The organism is Rhodococcus sp. IEGM1339, from assembly GCF_050321925.1.
GTDB lineage: Bacteria > Actinomycetota > Actinomycetes > Mycobacteriales > Mycobacteriaceae > Rhodococcus > Rhodococcus pyridinivorans.
This window is the reverse complement of the sequence record NZ_JBNQFT010000004.1, coordinates 305,542-325,140: the sequence shown is the minus strand read 5'-3', so window position 1 is coordinate 325,140 and position 19,599 is coordinate 305,542. Positions and strand designations below refer to the sequence as shown.

Sequence of the window (19,599 nt, the reverse complement as noted above, 5' to 3'; positions counted from 1 at the left end):
GACCCGCCCACCAGACCCATCCTGCGCCCACCGAGCCGAGACCGTCACGCCCATCAAGGAGTCAGACCAACCGGTCCACGAGATCCATAGTGAAGAGCCTCTTTGCCGTCACCGGCGTCCCGATGAACAAGAGACTCGAACCAGTTTCCGTCCATAACTTCGCGAAGGAACGATTCGTTAATTACGTCCGACATTCCGAGAGCAGCCGCCAAGATATGAACCCCGAGCCGTGGCGGGATCGCATTGCCGATCTGTTGCGATATATCGCTTCCTGACCAGGGGAAATTCATGGGAAAAGTTTGAAGGCGGCCGGCCTCAGCCATCGTGAAGCGATTTATCTCTGCGCCATCTCCACCGATAAGCCGATTCCGCGAGACCTTTCCAGTGACGGTGAATGCCGGTTCATCGGAGCTGCGACGACCTCGCGCTTTGGGATCCCCTCCCGTCCCATAATTGGAAACGACGGAGAACTCGTATCCTCTCGTTGAGGACAACGCATCACCCATCGTGTTCCAGGGCAAAAGATCGGAACAATCCTGGTCACGAACAGCACCCTTACGGTACGAGCGATGCGTAGCTGCAGGAAGACGCACGTCGCTGCCGTAGCGTGCCAACAAAATAGCGCGACGACGTGTCTGTGGGACACCGAACTCCTCGGTTCTCAAGACGCCGACCGCGACGGTATAACCGAGTCCCTCGAGCGCTTCACCCATGGCTTCCCAGACGGGCAACACCGCAGGAACCTGTTCAAGGACGACCGCTTCGTACGGACGTCCGTCTCTGTACGCACCGAGGGCCCAGCGCAGAGGTTCCAGAACAAGACCCGTGCGCTCATCGTCGAAGCTTGCAATATGGTCTTGGACATCTTCGCCAGCACTCATTGACTTAACCAACCGAAGCACACGTTCGAGTGCCATACGGCCCGCGCCTGTCCCGGCAACCGTGTACGTCTGACAGGGCGGACCCCCAGCTAGCACGTTTGCGTCAGGGAAGAGATGCGGCCCGAACTCGCGCACGTCACCCTCACGTGTGTCCAAGCCCGCAGCGCGTCGCGTCGCGCACGCGTTTGGGTCCCACTCAATGCCCGTGACCGGCACACCCAGCCAGTGTGCGGCCACGTCGAGCCCGCCGGGACCCGCAAACAGATCAATGATTCGGGGGTTCATCACTCGGACGGAGGTGGACGCATGCTTCATAGGGCGAAAGTCTATTGGGAAGGTCCGACAGAGATCTGGCAGCCTTGCGAGCTACAACTGATTCTTACTCGGGCGGGCGTGAGCACATCCCTCCAACGCCGCTCGTGCTGCCCCGAACGAGCCTTCGTGCTGCCCTCGAAGAGCATGGAGATTCGCCCGAGCTCGTCTGTCGCACGGGAAGAACAGTAACTTCACGGGATACAAGCCCCTTATCCGAGGTCAAGCATGGACGGAAGGAACCAGAAGGCCCGTGGAGGGATCCGCCCCGCGTAACTCGGACAGATCGAAGCGCATCTAATGTCCAGACGGAGACTCCACAGCTCAGGCAACGAGTACGGACGGAGTCGATCCCTACGCGCGATGCAAGACTCGACTCCCGCGAACAGTGCCGCAGACCTCGATCTCATCCCTCGTCGTATGCGGCCCACACGGGCTGGGTTAGAGCTACGAACACGAATCGGCGTTCTTCCGTCGCCCGGGGATGGACGAGGCAGCGAGTGGCGGACCGATATCATTTCCTTCGACGCTACTACGAACGGCAGCGTTGATCGTGACAACGCGCATGTCCTGGGGGGCGAATGGCAACCGACGAGATCTCTGACGAGCAGATCGAGCAGCTCTACGAGGTGTTCCTCAAGTTCACCGAGTCGATGACTCCCCATGACGCCGTGAAGAACCTGAGGTTGTTCCACGCGGACGAAGCAGTGATCAAGCTGGTGCGTGAGAAGCATGAGGCCGAGAGCCTTCGGATTCGTGAACTCGACGAGCCGCCGTCCGTGTTCCTCCACGGACGCCCCACTTGGTACACGGGTCCGGACATGGACAAGGACAAAAATTGGCCTGCCCTTCTCGGGTCCATGCGGAAAAAGGACTTCGGGGAAGAGAATATCCGATCGGTTGACGAGTCGTCGACCAAGGTTGTCGCCCTGCTCGACCACCCGAAGCAGGACGAATTTCGGACTCGGGGGCTCGTGGTCGGCTTCGTTCAGTCCGGCAAGACAACCAACTTCACCGCCGTGATGGCCAAGGCTGCCGACCGGGGTTACAAGTTGTTCATCGTGTTGTCGGGCATCCACAACGCGTTGCGCCGCCAGACTCAGATTCGGCTTGTCAAGGACCTTGTCGACTCGAACCCGGGACAATGGCACCAGGTCACCAGCGAGACGCAAGACTTCGTCCCGCCGCCGAATCCGAAAGCGTTCTTCGCCGCCAAGGGGCAGTGTCTACTGCTGGTTGTCAAGAAGAACCCGGTGGTCCTCCGCAAGCTCAGCACATGGCTCGGCTCGGCTGGGGAGTATCTAGAGAAGTGTCCGACGTTGATCATCGACGATGAGGCCGACCAGTCGACGGTCGCTACCCCAAAGATCAACCCGCTGCTGTTCGACGTCCTGAACAAGTTTCCGCAGGTCGGATATATCGGGTACACGGCGACGCCGTTCGCCAATCTGCTCATCGACCCGTCTGTCGAGGAGGATTTCTATCCTCGCGATTTCATCGTCAACCTGCCCCAGCCGGACGGGTATCACGGTACCGAGGTGCTCTTCGGTCGTGAGCTCCTCGCCGGTGAGGACCCTGAGGACCTTCCGGGGGGCTGGGACATGATCCGGGAGGTCACGGAGGACGAAGTCGACGACCTCAAGCCGAAGAACAAGAAGGAAGCGGTCTACTTCGAACCGGCCATCACTCACTCCCTCCATGCTGCGGTGGAGTGGTTCTGGCTGGCGACGGCGGCTCGCAGGGTTCGCGGTGGTGGCAACCCCCACTCGACCATGCTCGTGCACACGACGACCGAAACGCGCGTGCACGATGCATTCAAGGAGCCGCTTCTCAATCTCCGTGCTCGGACACTGGCGCGGTTGGACGCTGGCGACACGGCGTACATCGAGCACCTGCGTTCGACATGGGATCAGGAGACAGCTCGTGTTCCAGCGAGCGACTTCGGAGAGGAGAAGGTGCCGTTCGAGCAGGCGCTCGGCGAGCTCCGAGACGTCGTCCGAGATACCCGCGTCATCATCGACAACTACCGCAGTAAAGACCGTCTGAACTATGAAGCTGGCCCGGTAACGGCGATCGCCGTCGGCGGCAGCACCCTCTCCCGGGGTCTCACCCTTGAGGGGCTGGTCTCGAGCTTGTTCGTCCGCGCGGTTTCCGCCTACGACACGCTGCTGCAGATGGGCCGATGGTTCGGGTACCGGAACCACTACGCGGATCTGCCTCGGATATGGATGACCGACGAGCTCGCCGGATGGTTCAGACACCTCGCAACAGTTGAGGCGGACATGCGGCAAGACATCAACCGCTACATGACATCCAACGAAACCCCGTTGACTTTCGCCGTCCGTCTTCGCTCCCACCCGAAGCTGAGCATCACCTCCAAGGCGAAGATGACGAGCGCGGTCCTCGCCCACGCCGCGTATGGCGGACAACTCGTGGAGTCGCGTTTCTTCGACGTCTCCGACACAGGGCGTGAGTGGCTGGCCGGCAACGCAACAGCCGCCCGGACCCTCGTGGCGGCTGCCGCCAAAGACGGTGTCCGCCACGAGGCCGTCAGGAAGCAGACGGCGCTTTTCACTGACGTTCCTTACGACGACGTCATCAACTTTCTTCGCGCCTACGAATTCCATCCGGAGTCGTCGGACGGCGACCGCGATCGTCTCGTCAGCTACATCACCAAACGGGTCCGGGCCGGGGCCCTGCTGCGCTGGAGCGTCGCAGTAATCGGAAACGGGCGGGACGAGACCAAACCTTGCGACATGAGTGGCGGGGTCTGCGTACGAATGGTCAAGCGCGCCCGATTGGGGCAGAAGGACCAGGTCCTCGGTGGTGTCGCCGATATCAAGACCCTGAGCAGCCGGCGCGACGAGACTATCGATCTCGTTCTCGACGGCCCGGTGCCAGCGACGCACAAAGAGATCCTCGAGCTGCGCCAGAAGCAACGCCCCGATCAGGGCCTCCTGCTGATCTACCCGATCGAACCCGAGTCCGACACCGGCGACAAGGTCGGTCGTCGCCCGCTCGCCGCGCCGACTGACGACGTCGTGGTGGGTGTCACCATTCTGTTCCCCGAGCCCCGCCCCGGGAGCAGAGATTCCGACGTCGAGTACTGGAGTGCCGACTTGTCCAATGTCGTGGTCGAGATGGAAGACGACTCCGTGCTCGAGCAGGACGACGAATCCTGATGACTGTCAATGGTCCGCAGCTCCAGCACCTCTGGACCGCAGTGTCCGCGCAGCCGGCTACGAAGGCGTTCCGGACAGCCGAGATCGGCGTTGACTCCATCCGCGGCCCATTGCTCGCCGCGGTTGACCGCTCAGGCCGACGCGCGCTGCTCGTTCCGATCCTGACGAAACAGACCCTGCAAGAGGACCTCGACGGTCAGGCGGTTGTCCTGCGCAGGCGGACGTTGGAGGACGAGCAGAGCTATCGCACGTACGCGTGCCTGGAGTTGGTCGACGCAAATCAGGCTGATCTGTTCACCGCGTTGTGTGTCGAGATCATCGAGCGGGTCGCCGCGCACCCGGACAAGGCCGTGGCCGCGCTTCGGAAAGTGCTTTCCGACTGGAAAGCTCTCCTCGCCGGTGCCCGCGAGACGCTCTCGCCGTCCGCCTTGGCCGGGCTGTTCGGTGAGCTGTATGTGCTGCGCGAAATGCTCGGGCAGGACCCGGGCGCAGTCACCTTCTGGACCGGCCCGCAGCGGACTGCACAGGACTTCCATCTCGGCGTCGACGCCGTCGAGGTCAAGACTACGGTGGCCGCAGAGGGACGTCGGGTGCAGATCAACGGCGCCACCCAACTCGAGCTCGCAACGCCGGGACGGCTGATCCTCAGATGGTTCCGACTCCGAACGGGCCAGGGCATCTCGGTACCCGCACTCATCGACGAGATCATGGAACTGTCGGACGACCCGCCCGGATTCAAGAAGCTCCTGCAAGAGTACGGCTATCGCGAACCCGAGCGTGAAATCTACGCGCGGCAGTTATTCGAGGTCCTCGAACACCGTGCCTACGAGATCGGACCGGCCTTTCCCCGGATCGTTGCAGCCAGCTTCGTAGGACACGCAGTGCCCACCGGCGTCGAAGACATTGTCTATGTTGTGGATCTGGATTGCGCCCCTGCGGCCGCGGCTCGTCTCGACAGCGAAGAACTCGCACAGTTTATGAGGCAATCGTGACGACACCGCAGTGGTGGTCCCAGCCCTTTCCTCCAACCGGCGCGATTGCGTCGGAGGGCATCCGCAATCAGCTCGGCCGCCCACCGGTGGACCCGCTGACGGTATTTGTCCGGGAGACCGCCCAGAACTCCTGGGATGCACGGCTACCCGGAGTGCCGACCACCTACCGGCTCGAGCTGACGACTGTGTCACCGACTCACCGGCCTGCCTGGGAGCGGTTGTTAACTCCGCCCGCGCAAGCACAGCCCTTTCTTCCGGTCCGTCAGGCCTTGCGGGCCCCGACCCTCAGACTGCTGTCGGTAGTGGACCGGGGCACCAAAGGCCTCGGCGGACCAACCCGTGCGGATGAGCTCGCGCGAGACCGTCGGGATTGGGTCTCATTCGTGCTTAATGTCGGCGAGAAACGCGATACCACCCAGGGCGGTGGCACATACGGCTACGGCAAGGCGGTGCTTTATCGACTCTCACAAGTCGGGACGATTCTGGTCTACACCCGGACCGAGATTCCCGGCGTCGGGCTGACCTCTCGGCTCATCGGCATCGCGCTCGGCGACTCCTACGACAGCCGTGAGCGCGCCGACGCGCATGCCCGCCCGTACACCGGGCGCCACTGGTGGGGCGACGTCCAGGGAGAGCATGTCGAACCTCTGGTCGGCAACCACGCGGACAGCATTGCGCGGATGCTAGGACTACGTCCCTTCGCCGAGCACGAGTCGGGCACCACTTTGGTCGTCCTCGACCCGGATCTCGAGGATCTCGACGACATCGATTCCGCGGCACAACACCTCGCCGACACCATCGCCTGGCAACTGTGGCCGATCATGCTCCCGGAGCGGGGTGACCACCGCCTGATCCCGGAAGTCGTCGCAGGCGGACGGACGTACACTGTGCCCGATCCGGCGAAGACCTATCCCCTGCGGATGTTCGTCTCCGCGTACCGCCGTCTAGCATCCGATCGTGGGGTGGCATTGGAATGCAAGAGCCCCCGCAAATTATTGGGCCGCCTCGCGCTCGAAAGAGCCGTTGTTGTTCCACTGTCTCCCGATTCGGTGCCGTTGGCCGCCAGCTACGCGGGCGTGGACGGGGACCCCCATCATGTCTGTCTGATGCGCTCGCCCGAGCTGGTCGTCCAGTACTACACAGGCCCCGAACCCGGGTCGGTGAACAAGGCATACGCGGGCGTCTTCCGAGCCGATGACGAGCTTGATCAAGTGTATGCCGCTGCCGAGCCACCGACGCACGACCACTGGGTACATGAGCAGCTGACCGGCCACTCCAAAACCTTTGTGAAGGTCACCTTCACCAGGATCAGAGAACAACTGTCAGCGTTTCGGACTCCGGCAACGACGACAACTGCAACCACTAATGGAGTCGCGTTAGGCGCCGCGAGCAACTTCCTCGGCGGTATCGTCGCGGCAGCGTTCGCCACCGAACCCGACGGATCGAACGCTGGCAGTAACGGTGGCGGGATCGGCGCCCGGGGTGCCTCCGGCACCGGTCGAGCAGGTCGGTCGTCACAGAATCCTCGGGATCGCGTCCGTGTCGGCGCTGTCGGTGAGCCCCGTGCTGAGGAGCGCGACGGTGGTGTCGTCGTTATCCAACGTTTTGCCGTAACCGGCCCCGGCCCCGTTCGCCTCCATGCGCGCCTCGCCGTAGTCACATGGGAAGGCCGCGAGGACGACGCACCGGCCAGAGCAGCTCACCCTACTGTTCGCTGCTGGGTCACGCCGACCGGCGAGGAGCACGCCACGAGCTGCATCGTCGATAGCCCAGCCGAGGTCGACCTCGTTGTCGATCCCGTGCCGGACACGGTGACCGACATCGCCGTCGTCGGTTCCACTGTCGGGGAGGGTGCTAAGTGAGTCGCGCGTTTCCGTTCATGCGTCCGCCGGCGGACGTCGTCGTTGCGGGACTGTGGTCACGCGTAGTCACCGACGGCACCGAGGAACTTCCCCGGGAACTGCCGGACTGGGATTACGACACCGTCCTCTCGATTCGCCGGCCGATGCAGGTCGACGGGTTACGCGCACGCCGACTCAGTGGACTCACCGACGATGCCGAACTCGACCTGACCGTCCGCTGGGCGGCGTCGAACTCCGCGCTGCGAGGGAGAGCGTGGCGCACCGGGGTGCCGCCACTCGATGGGGTCGAGTTAAACATCGAGTTCGACCTTGACGGCGATGAGCTCGGTGGCATCCTCGAGCTCATCACCGTCCTCACCCTGCGTCGGTCCACCGACGGCGCCTCTACGGCTGCGGCCCGCCGCCCAGGCAGTGTGCTGTGGAACGATAAGTTCTCGATCCAGTTGCAGGGTGACGCGAACTTATTCCCACTCGCGATCGCCGACTTCCATGACCTGCCCTACCCGACCAAGGCCGGCTGGTACCTCGAGGTCGGCGAGGACCTCGAGGCCGCCGCACTCGGATCCATCCTTCTTCTCGCCAACGAGCGGCGAGAGCTTGTAGTCAACGCCCTCGCGGTCGCGGGCTCGCCCACTGACGCCGACCGCCGAGTTCTTTCCACGCTGCGCACCGATGTCCAGCGCACCCTGATCGAGCGAGCACTCACGCACGAAGACTTCGACGACGACGTCGACTACCCGACAGGGTCACTGGGCGCCCTGCTCACAGCCATCCTCCGCACGACCTTCCCGGCTTTCACTCTGGAAGCGCTGCGGCGCGAAAGGAATTACGAACCGGCGTTGTTCACAACCCGTATCCAAGACGCAACGAATTTCTTGGCGGGGCCATGACCAGTGTGCTTTATCCGCGTCTCATCGACGGAGCGGCCCGCGAGCTGCACCAACAATACACTCACGCGGACCTCGACCAGTTGCAAGACCGTGCCGCGTTCGCTCACCGGTCCGCGGTGTTCGCAGCGACAGGTGGGCGACGGGTGACCGAGGACGAGCTTCGAGATCTTAGAAATCGCATCGTCAAGGCTGCCGAGAACGCCGGATTCCCAGGCGAGGGACGCCGTGCGGATCGCGCGAGTTTCGACCTGGAAGTCGCCCAGCTCCTTCACGAGAGATCCGGGTTGGTGGCAGCCGAGGCGTCCGTTCGTTCGATCTGGGCGTTCCTCGCTCTCGTTTTACTTCCCGACATCTCATATTGGCGCTACCCCAGCCCGCCGCCAGACCGAGTCATCGGCACGGACATCACGCGGCACGTCTGGGGACGACTCTGGTGGCGTGCACATCTTTTGGCTCTGCCCCAGCAAGTGGAACGCTATCGACTCCTCGACGTATTCGGTGAAGCCGCATTCGACCAGATCTTTGCCCGACGAAAATCACTCGGCGGCAGCCGTGCGCTTGTTCGGACACTCGCCGAGGTCTGGCCCAGTACCGACCGCGGGGGAGTGAATGACCGTCAGCTCCTCCGCGATGTGCTCAAGCGACTCCTCCGGACGAGCGTGGTCATCGAGTTCGAAGCGCTCGACGAAGACGAACTACGACGACAGGTCTCCGAGGCAGCGGCCGAAACGGTGGCTATCCTCTCCGAGGACGGGTCCCTATCCGAAAGCCACCGTGCTCGTATCGACTAGGACGTGTCCCGCGAAGACCCGGAGTTCGGCTACCGGTTTCTGGTCGACGAAGCAGGTCCGGATCGGCAGATTTGACGCCGTCGACTTCGGGACAACCATGACCACACCAGCCGCACAAGCTCCGTGACGCTATCTGTCGTCTGTTCGTGCAGCAGTACCCTACGTCACAGTGGCTGAATCAACGCCTCTCCTATTCTCCGCGCCATTAAAGGTGGAACTGCATTTCCAACTTGACGCCCTCGTGATGTCAAACTCCCTTCGAATCGAAAGCGTCGCGAGAAGGTCTGCAGGCACGCAGCCTCACGTAGCGAAATTGCACGGTCTTGCTCCGGGTGCCCAAACCGTCCGTTAGAGTACGATAAACAACGAGTCGTGAGTCCGGTAGCCGGACGGTCCCACCACATCCGACCATATGCATCAGTATGCCCACCGTGTACTACATGGCAGTCGGGAACAAGCGACGAGTCCCAGTCACGCCGATCCCCGCCCTCTGGCGTCGCCTGAATACGTATCTGGTTCGCCTCGGATAGCTTCATTGCTGCATGGTCAGGATCGCGCTCATCAACCTCGCCCGCACGGATCGGAGGCAGATTTCCAATTGCTTGCCGAACCGTTCTAGCCCTTCTCTTCCCCACCGCGTGAGTCGGCGGCGGGAGAACCGGATAGCCAATCCTGGAGGCTACAATCACTAACCGCCGACGTTCTTGCGGAACACCGTACTCCAATGCGCGTAGTACCCCAACTTCAAATGAGTACCCCTGGGATGAGATGCTCTTAAGGAACTCCTCCAAAGGCCCCTTCTGAACTGGGGATTGAAGACCCGGGACGTTCTCCACGACAATGAGATGCGGGCGGAGATGGGTCACAAATCTCTGAAATTCTCCCAACAGATTTCGCCGAGGGTCATTCAGAGAACGATGACCATTCTGACGCGAGAACGGCTGGCAGGGCGCACATCCAGAAAAAAGTGTAATTGCTTCACTGGGGATCAATTCAGCCACCTGTTCAGTTGTCACCGTTTTGATGTCCGCTTCAATAAACGAGGAACCCCGGAAGTTCCTACGAAACGTAGCAGCTGCGTCATGGTCGGAGTCGATCCCAGCAACGATATTCATACCGGCAGTTTTAAAGCCAGCGCTAGTTCCTCCACATCCGGAAAAAAAATCAATTACCGACACTTCACTAGCTCTCACGCTACAACCCCCCGTTGAAAATTATCGACAATTTTCCTGATACCTTTTAAAACTTCATTTTCATGCGTTAACGAATTTAGATCAATTCTCTGGAGTACGAAGATCTCGTCCCCACTCGGTTCGGCTCCTAGTCTTTCTTGAGCCATGGAGCGCCAAGCGTTCTTGTAGTCGGACTCACAGCTACGCCCTAGCTCCTTCCAAATAAATTCTTCTGGCGTTATACATGGAAGGAAGTCGACGTAAAGTCGACGCCATTCGAGGGCGCGTTCCACCGCCGCGGCCCTATTCTGCGCAGAGTCTGTCTCACCCTCACCATAAGGTAACTTTGGTTTGGTGCTGTTGAGCGATCTTTGCAGTTCAGCCTCACGTTCACTTAAAGGTATGTCGTTTGACGGTCGAGGATTTTCACATTGTTGATCCCCGTCCAGCAGGAGTAGCAGATTGCGCCTACCTTCATGTGCCCACATCGGGAGGTAGTGAGACCATAGTGTTTGAGCGCCACCTGGTATAAACCGTATATCAACAGAACTCGCGATGGAGGTTCCATCCAACGCCTTTTCGACGAGCGCCCGAGCTAATTTATCCTCCACAATTACTGTTGGGCGCTCATAGGACGCGCCTATAGTTTCGAAAGCCACACGCGGCGATGACGATTGTGTTGGGATGTCAACGGTGCCATCATCGTCTCGGATTGTAAGGACTTTAATTGCGTTAGGAGGCAAGTCTCGGATCATGTCCGGAGAATGCGTCGCGTATATAATTTGGTGCTTCAGGATCTTTGCGGCGAAAGAAAAAAAATTCAACGGCGGTTCTCTGCGCGGCAGGATGCAATGATATCTCAGGCTCGTCCAGCAATATTAGCGATCCCGGGGGAGCGGAGAGCACGCGATTGACGAGCATAACGGCAGCGAACTCGCCAGAACCTGCGAACGCTTCGGAATATGAGAGATCATTAGATCGCAGCAACACAGTCCAACCGCCCGACGGCCGAAAGTACCTGTGTTCGATTATTCGAATTGAGCTGTAAGACCGTCCGAGCAGCCTTTCAACCCATTTCTTCTTATCATCTTCAATCTCTTGCACAGGCCTCATGATACGTTCAATGCCGTAGTAGTCGTCACTGCTCAGCTTCAAGGAAACCGCTCTTGCCAATCTCAGCGATCTCCGACGTATCTTATCTTTACGCTCCCGCAAACCCTGGAGAACGCTCATTTTCGCGCTTCCCGCGCTTTCCGCTTGATAGAAGAACCAATCAAATGCTGAAATTTGGTTACGGAAATCTATATACTCGACGTTTTTCTTAATTGCATTCCAGCGGGTCTTCGACCCGTCTGGTGGAGGATTTTTCTCGAAAGGGTACCTTTCCATATTGTCTGGTGGCATCAACAAAGGCCTGCTGGGCTCAAACAAATCTGGGTCAATTTCTTTGGTTGACCTCGCGCTTCGAATTCGTCCGATTCTGGTCTTTACGACTTCCACTTCAGGAATACTCGATTGGGACCGTCGCCCGTAGATGAATCGGTGCCTTTCATCTGAGGAAATCTCGTCCATCGCAGTCCCGAACCAATAATTCCCAAGGTCATTTCCGTGTGGAGCACCTTGCAGTGCCCGCAAAATCGCGGTCTTATTACAACCATTCGGACCAATTATCGCAGTTACCGGGTAATCAAATTCGATCCGAAGGTCTGTTGCGAGATTTTTGAACACCGGAAATCGAATGTGGTGGATACTAGGTTCGAATATTCCATTGTCCCACATGGACTGAAGCTTCTTGTGGTCCGCTGTGCTCATCTCCGCCCCCAATGTGAGTCCGACCTACTCGTGGTAGCCCGTCCTAGTTATCGTCTCCACCTCGATCTGAGGATAGAGGGTGTAGCACTTTGCTTGCCGGACAGGGTGTCTGCGTACCGGGTGCCCTGGATCACGGGACCAAACGACACAGCTCGCACTCGAGTTCGTTCAGCAGGGATTCGGTTCTGTCAGTTTCACAACGGAAAGCACGGCGTCGCCGTCACCGATCGGGACCCCAACCCCTGGGGTCTGTCCAACAACGACCCAGTTCGCGTCGAGTACCTGGTTCCGGCCCTTACCGGTCGCGTCGGTACTAGGCGAGTAAAGGATCCCAAGTTCTTGAATGAGGTTCTGCGCATCCTGATGATTCATACACATTACGTTCGGCATCGGCACCGTCGACACAACAGATACGGCCGACGACGTGGTGGTTGACGGTGCGACCACGGGAGCTGGAGTCATCGCGGTAGTCGACGAGCTTGCTGGCGATGTCGTCGACGGAGCTACGGACGCAGACGTCTGGGTTGTTGTGAACGGCTGGGTGACCGAGGCACCGGTTTCCGATTCCCAGCTACAAGCCGGCGGGCCTACTACCAACGCAGCAGCCACCAACACGGTTCCTGCAACGCGACCACGAGCACCGAGGCTCCACGACATCATCTATCCCCTTCGGAATACCGGTACTACGAACCGGTCGAAAGAGGGATCGTCGCGAGCAACTATGTCGTTACGGAAACTGAAATTCGACTCAAGATTCTCGGTTGCACAGGAGAACTACACCCGACCTGTCGAGTGCAAGCGTTGCTTCACACCCACACCCCCCGCTGTGCCAAAGTCCATCTCACCGGATCCAAGCACCGGAACGGTGAGATCCCGTTGTGGTGCAGCCGATCCCCCACCGGCGACTCCCCTAGCGCCGAAACCGCAAAGAACCTACTGTTCAGCGCCGCGCCGGTATGCGGTTGATCCACCGCCATCACCATCGACTTCGCTTCCAGCTTGTCCAGCAGGCTCCGCACCTCCTCGTGCAGCAACCGCCCGTCCATCTCGTTGTACGGCGCGTACTGCAGGCTCGGGTCGCGGGAGAACGCCGCGCCCGGGTGTCCCATGATCTCGCTCCAGTCGCTGCCCTCGACGTTGTGGAGTGCTTGCAGCGCATCGAACTTCGACAACACCACCGCAAGGTTCGGTGCTTCGTCTCCGATGATCGACAGCACCGTCCTCAGCACCGACCGCGGGTCGCCCCCCACCCGTTCCTGCACGGGGACGAGGTCGTGCAGCTGCTCGCGCACCGATTCGACGCGCAGCGGATCGAACATGAACACCACGCCGTCGGCGTGCGCGAAGAATCGCATGTGCTGAACATGCACGTTGTTCGGGTTCTCGAGGTCCTCCCCCGCGACATCCCGCAGGACAAGGAACTGGCGTCGCCCGTTCCACATGCCGAGCGAGAAGATCAGCGGCTCGCGCTGATACTGGTTGCTCGTGTGCGCAGCCGGCGTGGGTTCGAGGATGCCGCGTTCCACGTACAGCGGCTTCTCGTACAACTCCCGGTACACCATCTCGGTCTCGGAGGTCACCGGCTCCACAACGCAGTTGAGGCGTTCACCGAGCAGTTGCAGCGCTTTGACGAGAACCGCGATGTAGACGGTCTTTCCGGTCGCACGGGCACCGGCCATGGCGATACAGGTGGTCTGGGCGCCTCGCAGCCCCACGGGCAACTTGTAATGGCACGTCGGGCACGCCTCCACGGCCGGGCCGCCGGCCTTCTCCTCGACCACGTCCATATCAGGTGCCCAGTCGTCACCCGCTGCGGCCGGCCGGTCGAGGTACACGACCTTGCCGGATCGCACCGGAGTGCCCTGGTACGCCGTTGCGACGGGATCGGGCTCCACTTCCGCCGGGGCGGTCGGCACCCACGCTGTTCGTTCGGCCGGAAGTTCGGTGAAGCACCGAGGGCATTTCGTCATCAGTTCGTACCTTCTTGCTGGGCACCGCTGGGCAATCCCGCCACCAGTGACTTCACCGTTCGAAACAGATCCTGTGGGTCGTCCAACCAACCGCGGTTCGCACGACCCGCACCGGCCGACACCACGCCTTCGTCCCCCGCGACCTGCTGCACCGATCCGTTCCCGGCCTGCAGGACGATCGGACGACGTCGAACGCCCGGCACAGGACCGAGCGCATGGTCCGCCGGTACGTCGTCGGTGATCGTGAATACCACGGTGGGTTCCGTGTACGACGAGCGATCGACGATGGCCGACCGGAATCCGATTCCCAGCCCGGCCGCATCGAGGGCGGACTGCACCGACTGCGCCGCGCCCCGCAACTCACCGATCGGCACCGGAGTCGCTCGGTGCCCGATCAAATTGACATGGAGTTCTTCTCGTCGTCCGATCACCGCGGCGATACCGGTCAGCAGGTCGACGACGTCGCGCACACTGCCGTCCTCGATGTGCGGCAGCATCGACATCGTGGTGTCGATGTCCACCTCGATCCGCACCTGCCTGCTCTCCGGCAAACGGTCGACGCCGAGGGCCCCGCGCGCAGCAGAGCGCGCCCGGGCACCGAGTTCGTTCAGCGGAACGTCCACAGCGGTCTTGCGGGCGTGAACAGCAAGGCGATCGCCGGCGGGTGCGATGGTTGCAAGTTCGACGTGGTGGAGTCCCGAGACGTCGAGTGGCGTCAGCTCTGCACGGTCCGGGTCCGAAGTGGCCGTATCGACCGCGACGGTCGCCTGCAGCACGGTGCCCTGCGGGAATCCGCGCTCATGACCGGGCATCGCCACGACGACGACCTCGGTGTCGACGCGCGGCAACACGAGGAAGCCCGGTTTGGGATGCAGTGCCGCCGGGACCTCTCCCCCGTCGGACGTGATCGCGCGAACCACCACAGGCACGTCGAGCGCGGTGACGGTGACCGCGAGTGGTTGCCTCGGCAACTCCACGCGGCCGGCCCCATCGAGTACGTAACCCGGCATCAGATCGATCCTCTCGGTCGGGAAGCTTCACGTTCGGCGTCGGCCAGCCGCCGGTCGAACCACCACACGACGAATGCTGCGTAGGCGTCGCACAACCGGTCGGCATCACGGTGTCCGTCTGCCAGGAATTGGGAACGGAGGGCCGCCTTGACGCGGGCGGGAGAGCCGAACCGCGACATCGGGAACAGGGACGACACCACGTCGTCGAGCAATCCTCGACTCTCCGAACCGGTTCCGATGACGAATCTTTTCAGAAGAGCCGGCGATTCGACCGCGACAGGCACACTCGACGATTGCGGAGAACTCAACACAGCGTTGGCAACCAGCCAATCCGGCTCCACAGCACCCGAATCCACGAGTTCCGCGAGGGCGTTCACGACGTACTCCGGCTCCGCGGCTACGGCGTCGGCCAGTGCGTCGACGTGGTCGGGCGGGAAGTCCGCAAGGGTCGACGCGTGACGAGACGAGCGGGCCAGCGCTCCCACCGTCAAGACCGCGATCCGAGCGAGAAGATCCGCCGCGAGGCGCGGTCCCCAGCACCTGCGGTAGTCGTCGAGCACCGGCGCACCGTGGGTCTGCCACGCATGGTCGAAGACGTAGCCGGTGACGTCTCTCCAATTTTCTCGCCGCCGGATCGCTGCCCAGCTCACTGCCAGCTCATCGACGGCGGGATTCCGACGCCACAACCCGGCCTGGTCGCCGCATCCGATCACGTGGCGGGCCAGCACATCGACATCTGTACTCCACCGCTCCCCGACCACCAGATTCATCAGGTAGCGCGGCGCGACAACCCTCGGATACGCCTCGACCATCCGTCGCCACTGACCTGCGGTCCAATTCAGTGCCGCGACAACCTGGTCCAATCCCTCGACCGGCGCCGATCCATCGTTGATCTCCGAGAAGGCCCGCCACACCGCTATCGTCGCGAGCTCGCTGCGCACTCGGTTGCCTTCGGCGGTGAGGGCGAAGACCCCCTCGGCGACCAGAATGCACACCGGACGTGCCACCACGGACAGGTCGTGAGCGAGTTCGTCGAACGGCGGCTGTTCTTCGAGGCTGCTCATGAGCCACCGGAAGACGGAAGGATCCAGCCGCCTCCCGAGCGGACGCGAGAAGAAGTCCAGGTGGGTCACCACAGCCGGTTGCAGGTAGTCGACGCTGGGCGTCTCACCCACGCGACCGACCTCCGCGACCACAGCGGACCCGGCAGCCGGATCACACAGAATGGGGACGACGCCGAGTTCGAGGATCTCGAACACCAGCTCGGCGCCGCGCGCACCGACGAGGTCGGCGCGCAGGATCGCGTCGAGTACTCGTAGTGCCTCGACGACAGCGTTCGTGTGCCCAAAACCGCTGTGCGTCCGCGCGCGGAGGTCGAGGAGCCGCTGTTCGGCGTCCGCGGCCAGGTCGGGGGTTCGGACGCAGTGCTCGAAGAGTGCGCGACGACTCGGATCGGCATGAGAAAGCCATGCGTGGTCGTCGAATGCTCGGTGCGCGAAGATCCTGGTCGCAAGTTCACGTACCGGTGCGGCAAGGGCGTCGTCCGTGACCCACCGGCCGAGTGCGTGTACTGCGTCTTCTGCGGTTTCGCCCAGGCCGGGGTCGACGACGTCGAAGATCAGCGAGGCAAGGTCCGTCCCGAGGACACCGGCCGGACTCTGCTCGAGCAGAACGGTTGTCGCTTCATCGAGCGCGTCGTGCAGTTCGCCGTCGGCAACCACCGCCATTGCGAGCGGCCACATCGGTGCGAGACCGTCGTCACCGACTTCCCGTGCGATCTCGTCCTGACGGGCGAGCGCCCGACGCGCGACGTCGGCATCGACGAGCACCGTCTGCGCGAGAAGCGACCACGGCCCGACCGGAACGAGGTCGCCGTTCGCGACGCAGTGGGGTTCACCGTCGAGCTCACCGAGGTCGGGTGATTCGAGTTCGCCGAACACGACGCACCCCGGCGTGTCACCGGGAAGGTCGTCGAGCGGGACGGCGATCAGGTGTGCGCCACCGGCGACGGCGTCGTCCACCGCGTGTAACCGGTCGAAGGTGGACCAGCCGAATCTGCGGCAGGTGCCGGGCGACATGAAGTGCGAGACGGCGGCGATCCAGTGCGCTGCCCTGTCGGTGTCCCGGCAGCCGAGCACCACCGGAGGTCCGCCTGCAAGGGCCCTTCCTACCGCGTCGAGCAGCACGCTGAAGATGCCGATACGCCAGGTGGACGGCTCGAGAAGGAAGTCCAGCACCGCATCACGCGAGGTGAGGTCAGTCGGCGCGGGTTCGACGGAACCGAGGTTGGACGTCGCCACCTCGTCGGCACCGTAGGGGGTGAGCCATCCCGGCGAACGCCACCGTTCGATAGCGCGGATCAACGACGATCCGCGCGGAGACCGATCGATCATGCTGTGCACGAAGACGTTTCCCGGACGTCCCGAGGCATCGGCGCCGGCCGGAACCGTGTGCCAGTAAAGGCCCGTCTTGCCCGGTCCTTTCGCATACATCAGTCGACGAGGCCGCTCGCGAAGCTCCTCGACGCTCGGGAACCTCGGCACCGGCGGGATCGCCTCGAACCTCGTGACGATGCCGGTACGCAGGAGTTCTTTCTCATCGCGGTCGAGGTCGCCACTGATGTCCTTGACCTGCCATCCGCCGCTCGCGGTGCCCGGGCGGTCGAAGGAGGTGTAGGTGAGCTGGCCGAACCGCGGGCGTTCGGCGTCCTCTGCGGTCATGTCATTGCACCTGGTCGCCGATCGGGAGCCGCTCGATCAGATCGAGGTTGATCTGTTCGACGGGCGGATCGAGCAACGCGATGGTGCGTGCCTTCTCCGGCCGCACGTCCGCGAATACGCGGATGAATCCCGACTTGTCGCTGACGTCGACGAGCCACGGCTGACCCCAATCGCTCCGGAGACCGCCGGGCTGGAAGTTGCGTGCGCCCGGCTCGGTGCCGCTCCCTCCTCGGATCTCCAGTGGCTGGCCGTCCCGCGCACTCAGTGGCAGTCGGGTCCGGTTGTGGATCACGACGAACGTTGGGGCGCTGGGCAGTTCGAACTGGGAGGCGAGGCGAATGGCCAGCACCAGACCGCCCGGAGTATGACGCGCTTCGACGGTGTACTGGATACGGAGAAGCCCCGGATAGACGACGCTGGCCGGCTGACCGACGATTCGTTCACCCGCGGTGTAGGCAATGGCCACCACGTGCACGGCACAGCCTTGCTCCGGAAGCTGATCGGCGAGGTGCAGCCCGCCGTCCCGCTCGTACTGCGATCGGGAAATTTCCGCGACCGGACGCTGTTCGACGGCGTGCTCCGCGGGTACCTCGGACGCGCTCACGTAGACGGATACGGAGGCCGCCCCGGCAGGCCACGGGAACGTCACGACCTGTTCGGTGCAGCGCTCGACGATCCGGACATCCTTCAGCGCGGCCAACGGGCGAGTCGCGATGACGGTCCGCCCCACCTGAACCTGTCCGTCGAGAACCGTGACGGGAGTGAAATAGGCGCGGACCCATCCGCGGGGCCACGACACGGTGGCCATGCTGTGCCTGCCGTCGTCTCCGACCACGACCGGGTGCACGAGTCGCGCAGACGCCGGTAATCCGCCCGAGACATCGAGCGCGGTGGCGTCCAGGAGCTCCCGGTCGATTCCCGCCCTGGGCGCGGATTCGGTGCGGTAGATGACCACGGCGCCGATTTCGGGCGGTGTCCATCGCAGATCGAACCGGAGGTCGTCGTCGTGTCCGTAGGTTGCGACCTCCAGATCGGTTACCGGTTCGAGGACTGCGGAAACCAGCACTTCCGCCTGTGCCGCCGGAGACAGCCGGGTATGGCCGTCCACCTCGATCTCGCAGATCGCGCGGAACAGGTAGCGATGCCCGCGCTGCGCGTCCCGGTCGACGAAACCACCGAAGTTGGGCTGGTCGGCAAGGATTCGGTGACGCGGATCGTTGGTCACCGGTGAACGTCCGTCGAGCGGAATCCGCAGCACCCGCACCCGGGACACCCCGGGCCACACCGACCATTCGCCGATGACCGTGCCGTCGTCCTCGATGACGACGAAATCCTGGACGGCGCTCAGTAGTTGGCCTTCGGCGACGAGGACGGGCTGCCGGGCTGCGGCGTCCCGGTCGTTGCTTCCGATGTGCGCCCACACCTGCAGGTAACGCACGGCAGCTGCGGACGGCGCGGTATCGACGATCATCGTGCCGCGCGTGACACCGACGAGACGCCCTGCCTCCGGTTTGTAGGAGCGATGGGTCTCCCCCGACACCACCCGGTACAGGACGGTCGAGCCGGTCCGCTCGGGTAACCCTGCCCATTCGAGTCGGTGCCCGCCGCCGGGTTCGGGAGTGATCGTGACGGGGCCGGGTACGACCTCCGACTCACCGTGCAGATATTCGCAGAAGTCTTCGGTACTCAGATCGACCAGGAATTCGCTACCGGGGAGCGGCTCGGGCGGCGCCGGCTCGGGGTCGGCCGCCGACGACGCAGGTTCGGTGGTTCCGACGGGCGCCTCCGCGAGCGCGGACGTGAGCGCCCCGACCAGCCCTCCCACCAGTGGTTTAGCGTGGCGGGGCAACATCGGCTCGATCTCGCCCACCGTACGTCGATCGGACCGGACGATCTGCTGCAGATGCGTGTCCTTGATCAGCCCCGGACGCAAGCGGCCCTCGTCGATCTCCTGCTGCCGCCACAGCTTCAGCGCTTCGAACACACCTTCCGGCACGGAATCCTC

At 62.4% G+C, this 19,599-nt stretch carries 12 protein-coding genes; 5 read left to right on the top strand and 7 right to left on the bottom strand.

The genetic code is table 11. From position 1 onward, the window contains the following. Positions 1–53: 53 nt before the first annotated feature. Entirely contained in the window at positions 54–1,166 is a 1,113-nt protein-coding gene (locus ACQR3U_RS08040) for a DNA cytosine methyltransferase (protein ID WP_230810175.1), read from the bottom strand. A gap of 608 nt (positions 1,167–1,774) precedes the next feature. Between ACQR3U_RS08040 and ACQR3U_RS08035 the strand changes: the two genes are divergently transcribed. From ACQR3U_RS08035 to ACQR3U_RS08015, 5 genes are read left to right on the top strand one after another with little or no spacing between them, the layout of a single operon-like run. After that, positions 1,775–4,375, top strand: a complete 2,601-nt coding sequence (locus ACQR3U_RS08035) for a Z1 domain-containing protein (protein WP_230810165.1) — start codon at positions 1,775–1,777, stop codon at positions 4,373–4,375. After that, positions 4,375–5,367: a PD-(D/E)XK motif protein gene (locus ACQR3U_RS08030; protein WP_230810164.1), complete on the top strand. Its 993-nt coding sequence runs from the start codon at positions 4,375–4,377 to the stop codon at positions 5,365–5,367. Before ACQR3U_RS08035 ends, ACQR3U_RS08030 begins: the two co-directional genes overlap by 1 nt. Beyond that, positions 5,364–7,229, top strand: a complete 1,866-nt coding sequence (locus tag ACQR3U_RS08025; protein WP_230810163.1) for a hypothetical protein — start codon at positions 5,364–5,366, stop codon at positions 7,227–7,229. The genes ACQR3U_RS08030 and ACQR3U_RS08025 overlap by 4 nt, the downstream gene beginning before the upstream one ends. Beyond that, complete coding sequence (locus tag ACQR3U_RS08020) at positions 7,226–8,119, top strand: hypothetical protein (protein WP_269572331.1); 894 nt, start codon at positions 7,226–7,228, stop codon at positions 8,117–8,119. Before ACQR3U_RS08025 ends, ACQR3U_RS08020 begins: the two co-directional genes overlap by 4 nt. After that, the gene (locus ACQR3U_RS08015; protein WP_230810161.1) at positions 8,116–8,910 is read left to right on the top strand and encodes a DUF6339 family protein; all 795 of its coding nucleotides are present in this window, start codon (positions 8,116–8,118) and stop codon (positions 8,908–8,910) included. Before ACQR3U_RS08020 ends, ACQR3U_RS08015 begins: the two co-directional genes overlap by 4 nt. 164 nt (positions 8,911–9,074) lie before the next feature. Here ACQR3U_RS08015 and ACQR3U_RS08010 read toward each other — a convergent pair whose 3' ends face one another. The 6 genes from ACQR3U_RS08010 to ACQR3U_RS07985 form a co-directional block, all read right to left on the bottom strand. Beyond that, positions 9,075–10,088 carry a DNA cytosine methyltransferase gene (locus ACQR3U_RS08010; RefSeq protein WP_269572334.1) on the bottom strand — a complete coding sequence of 338 codons (1,014 nt, stop codon included), beginning with the start codon at positions 10,086–10,088 and terminating at the stop codon, positions 9,075–9,077. A gap of 726 nt (positions 10,089–10,814) precedes the next feature. Continuing rightward, on the bottom strand, positions 10,815–11,894 hold the full coding sequence (locus ACQR3U_RS08005) for an AAA family ATPase (protein WP_230810160.1): 1,080 nt from the start codon (positions 11,892–11,894) through the stop codon (positions 10,815–10,817). Between the two features lie 806 nt (positions 11,895–12,700). After that, positions 12,701–13,864, bottom strand: a complete 1,164-nt coding sequence (locus tag ACQR3U_RS08000; protein WP_230810159.1) for a TRAFAC clade GTPase domain-containing protein — start codon at positions 13,862–13,864, stop codon at positions 12,701–12,703. After that, positions 13,864–14,874: a hypothetical protein gene (locus ACQR3U_RS07995; protein ID WP_230810158.1), complete on the bottom strand. Its 1,011-nt coding sequence runs from the start codon at positions 14,872–14,874 to the stop codon at positions 13,864–13,866. The genes ACQR3U_RS08000 and ACQR3U_RS07995 overlap by 1 nt, the downstream gene beginning before the upstream one ends. After that, entirely contained in the window at positions 14,874–17,594 is a 2,721-nt protein-coding gene (locus ACQR3U_RS07990; RefSeq protein ID WP_230810157.1) for a hypothetical protein, read from the bottom strand. Before ACQR3U_RS07990 ends, ACQR3U_RS07995 begins: the two co-directional genes overlap by 1 nt. A gap of 1 nt (position 17,595) precedes the next feature. Further along, positions 17,596–19,590: a hypothetical protein gene (locus tag ACQR3U_RS07985; RefSeq protein WP_230810156.1), complete on the bottom strand. Its 1,995-nt coding sequence runs from the start codon at positions 19,588–19,590 to the stop codon at positions 17,596–17,598. Between the last annotated feature and the right edge of the window lie 9 nt (positions 19,591–19,599).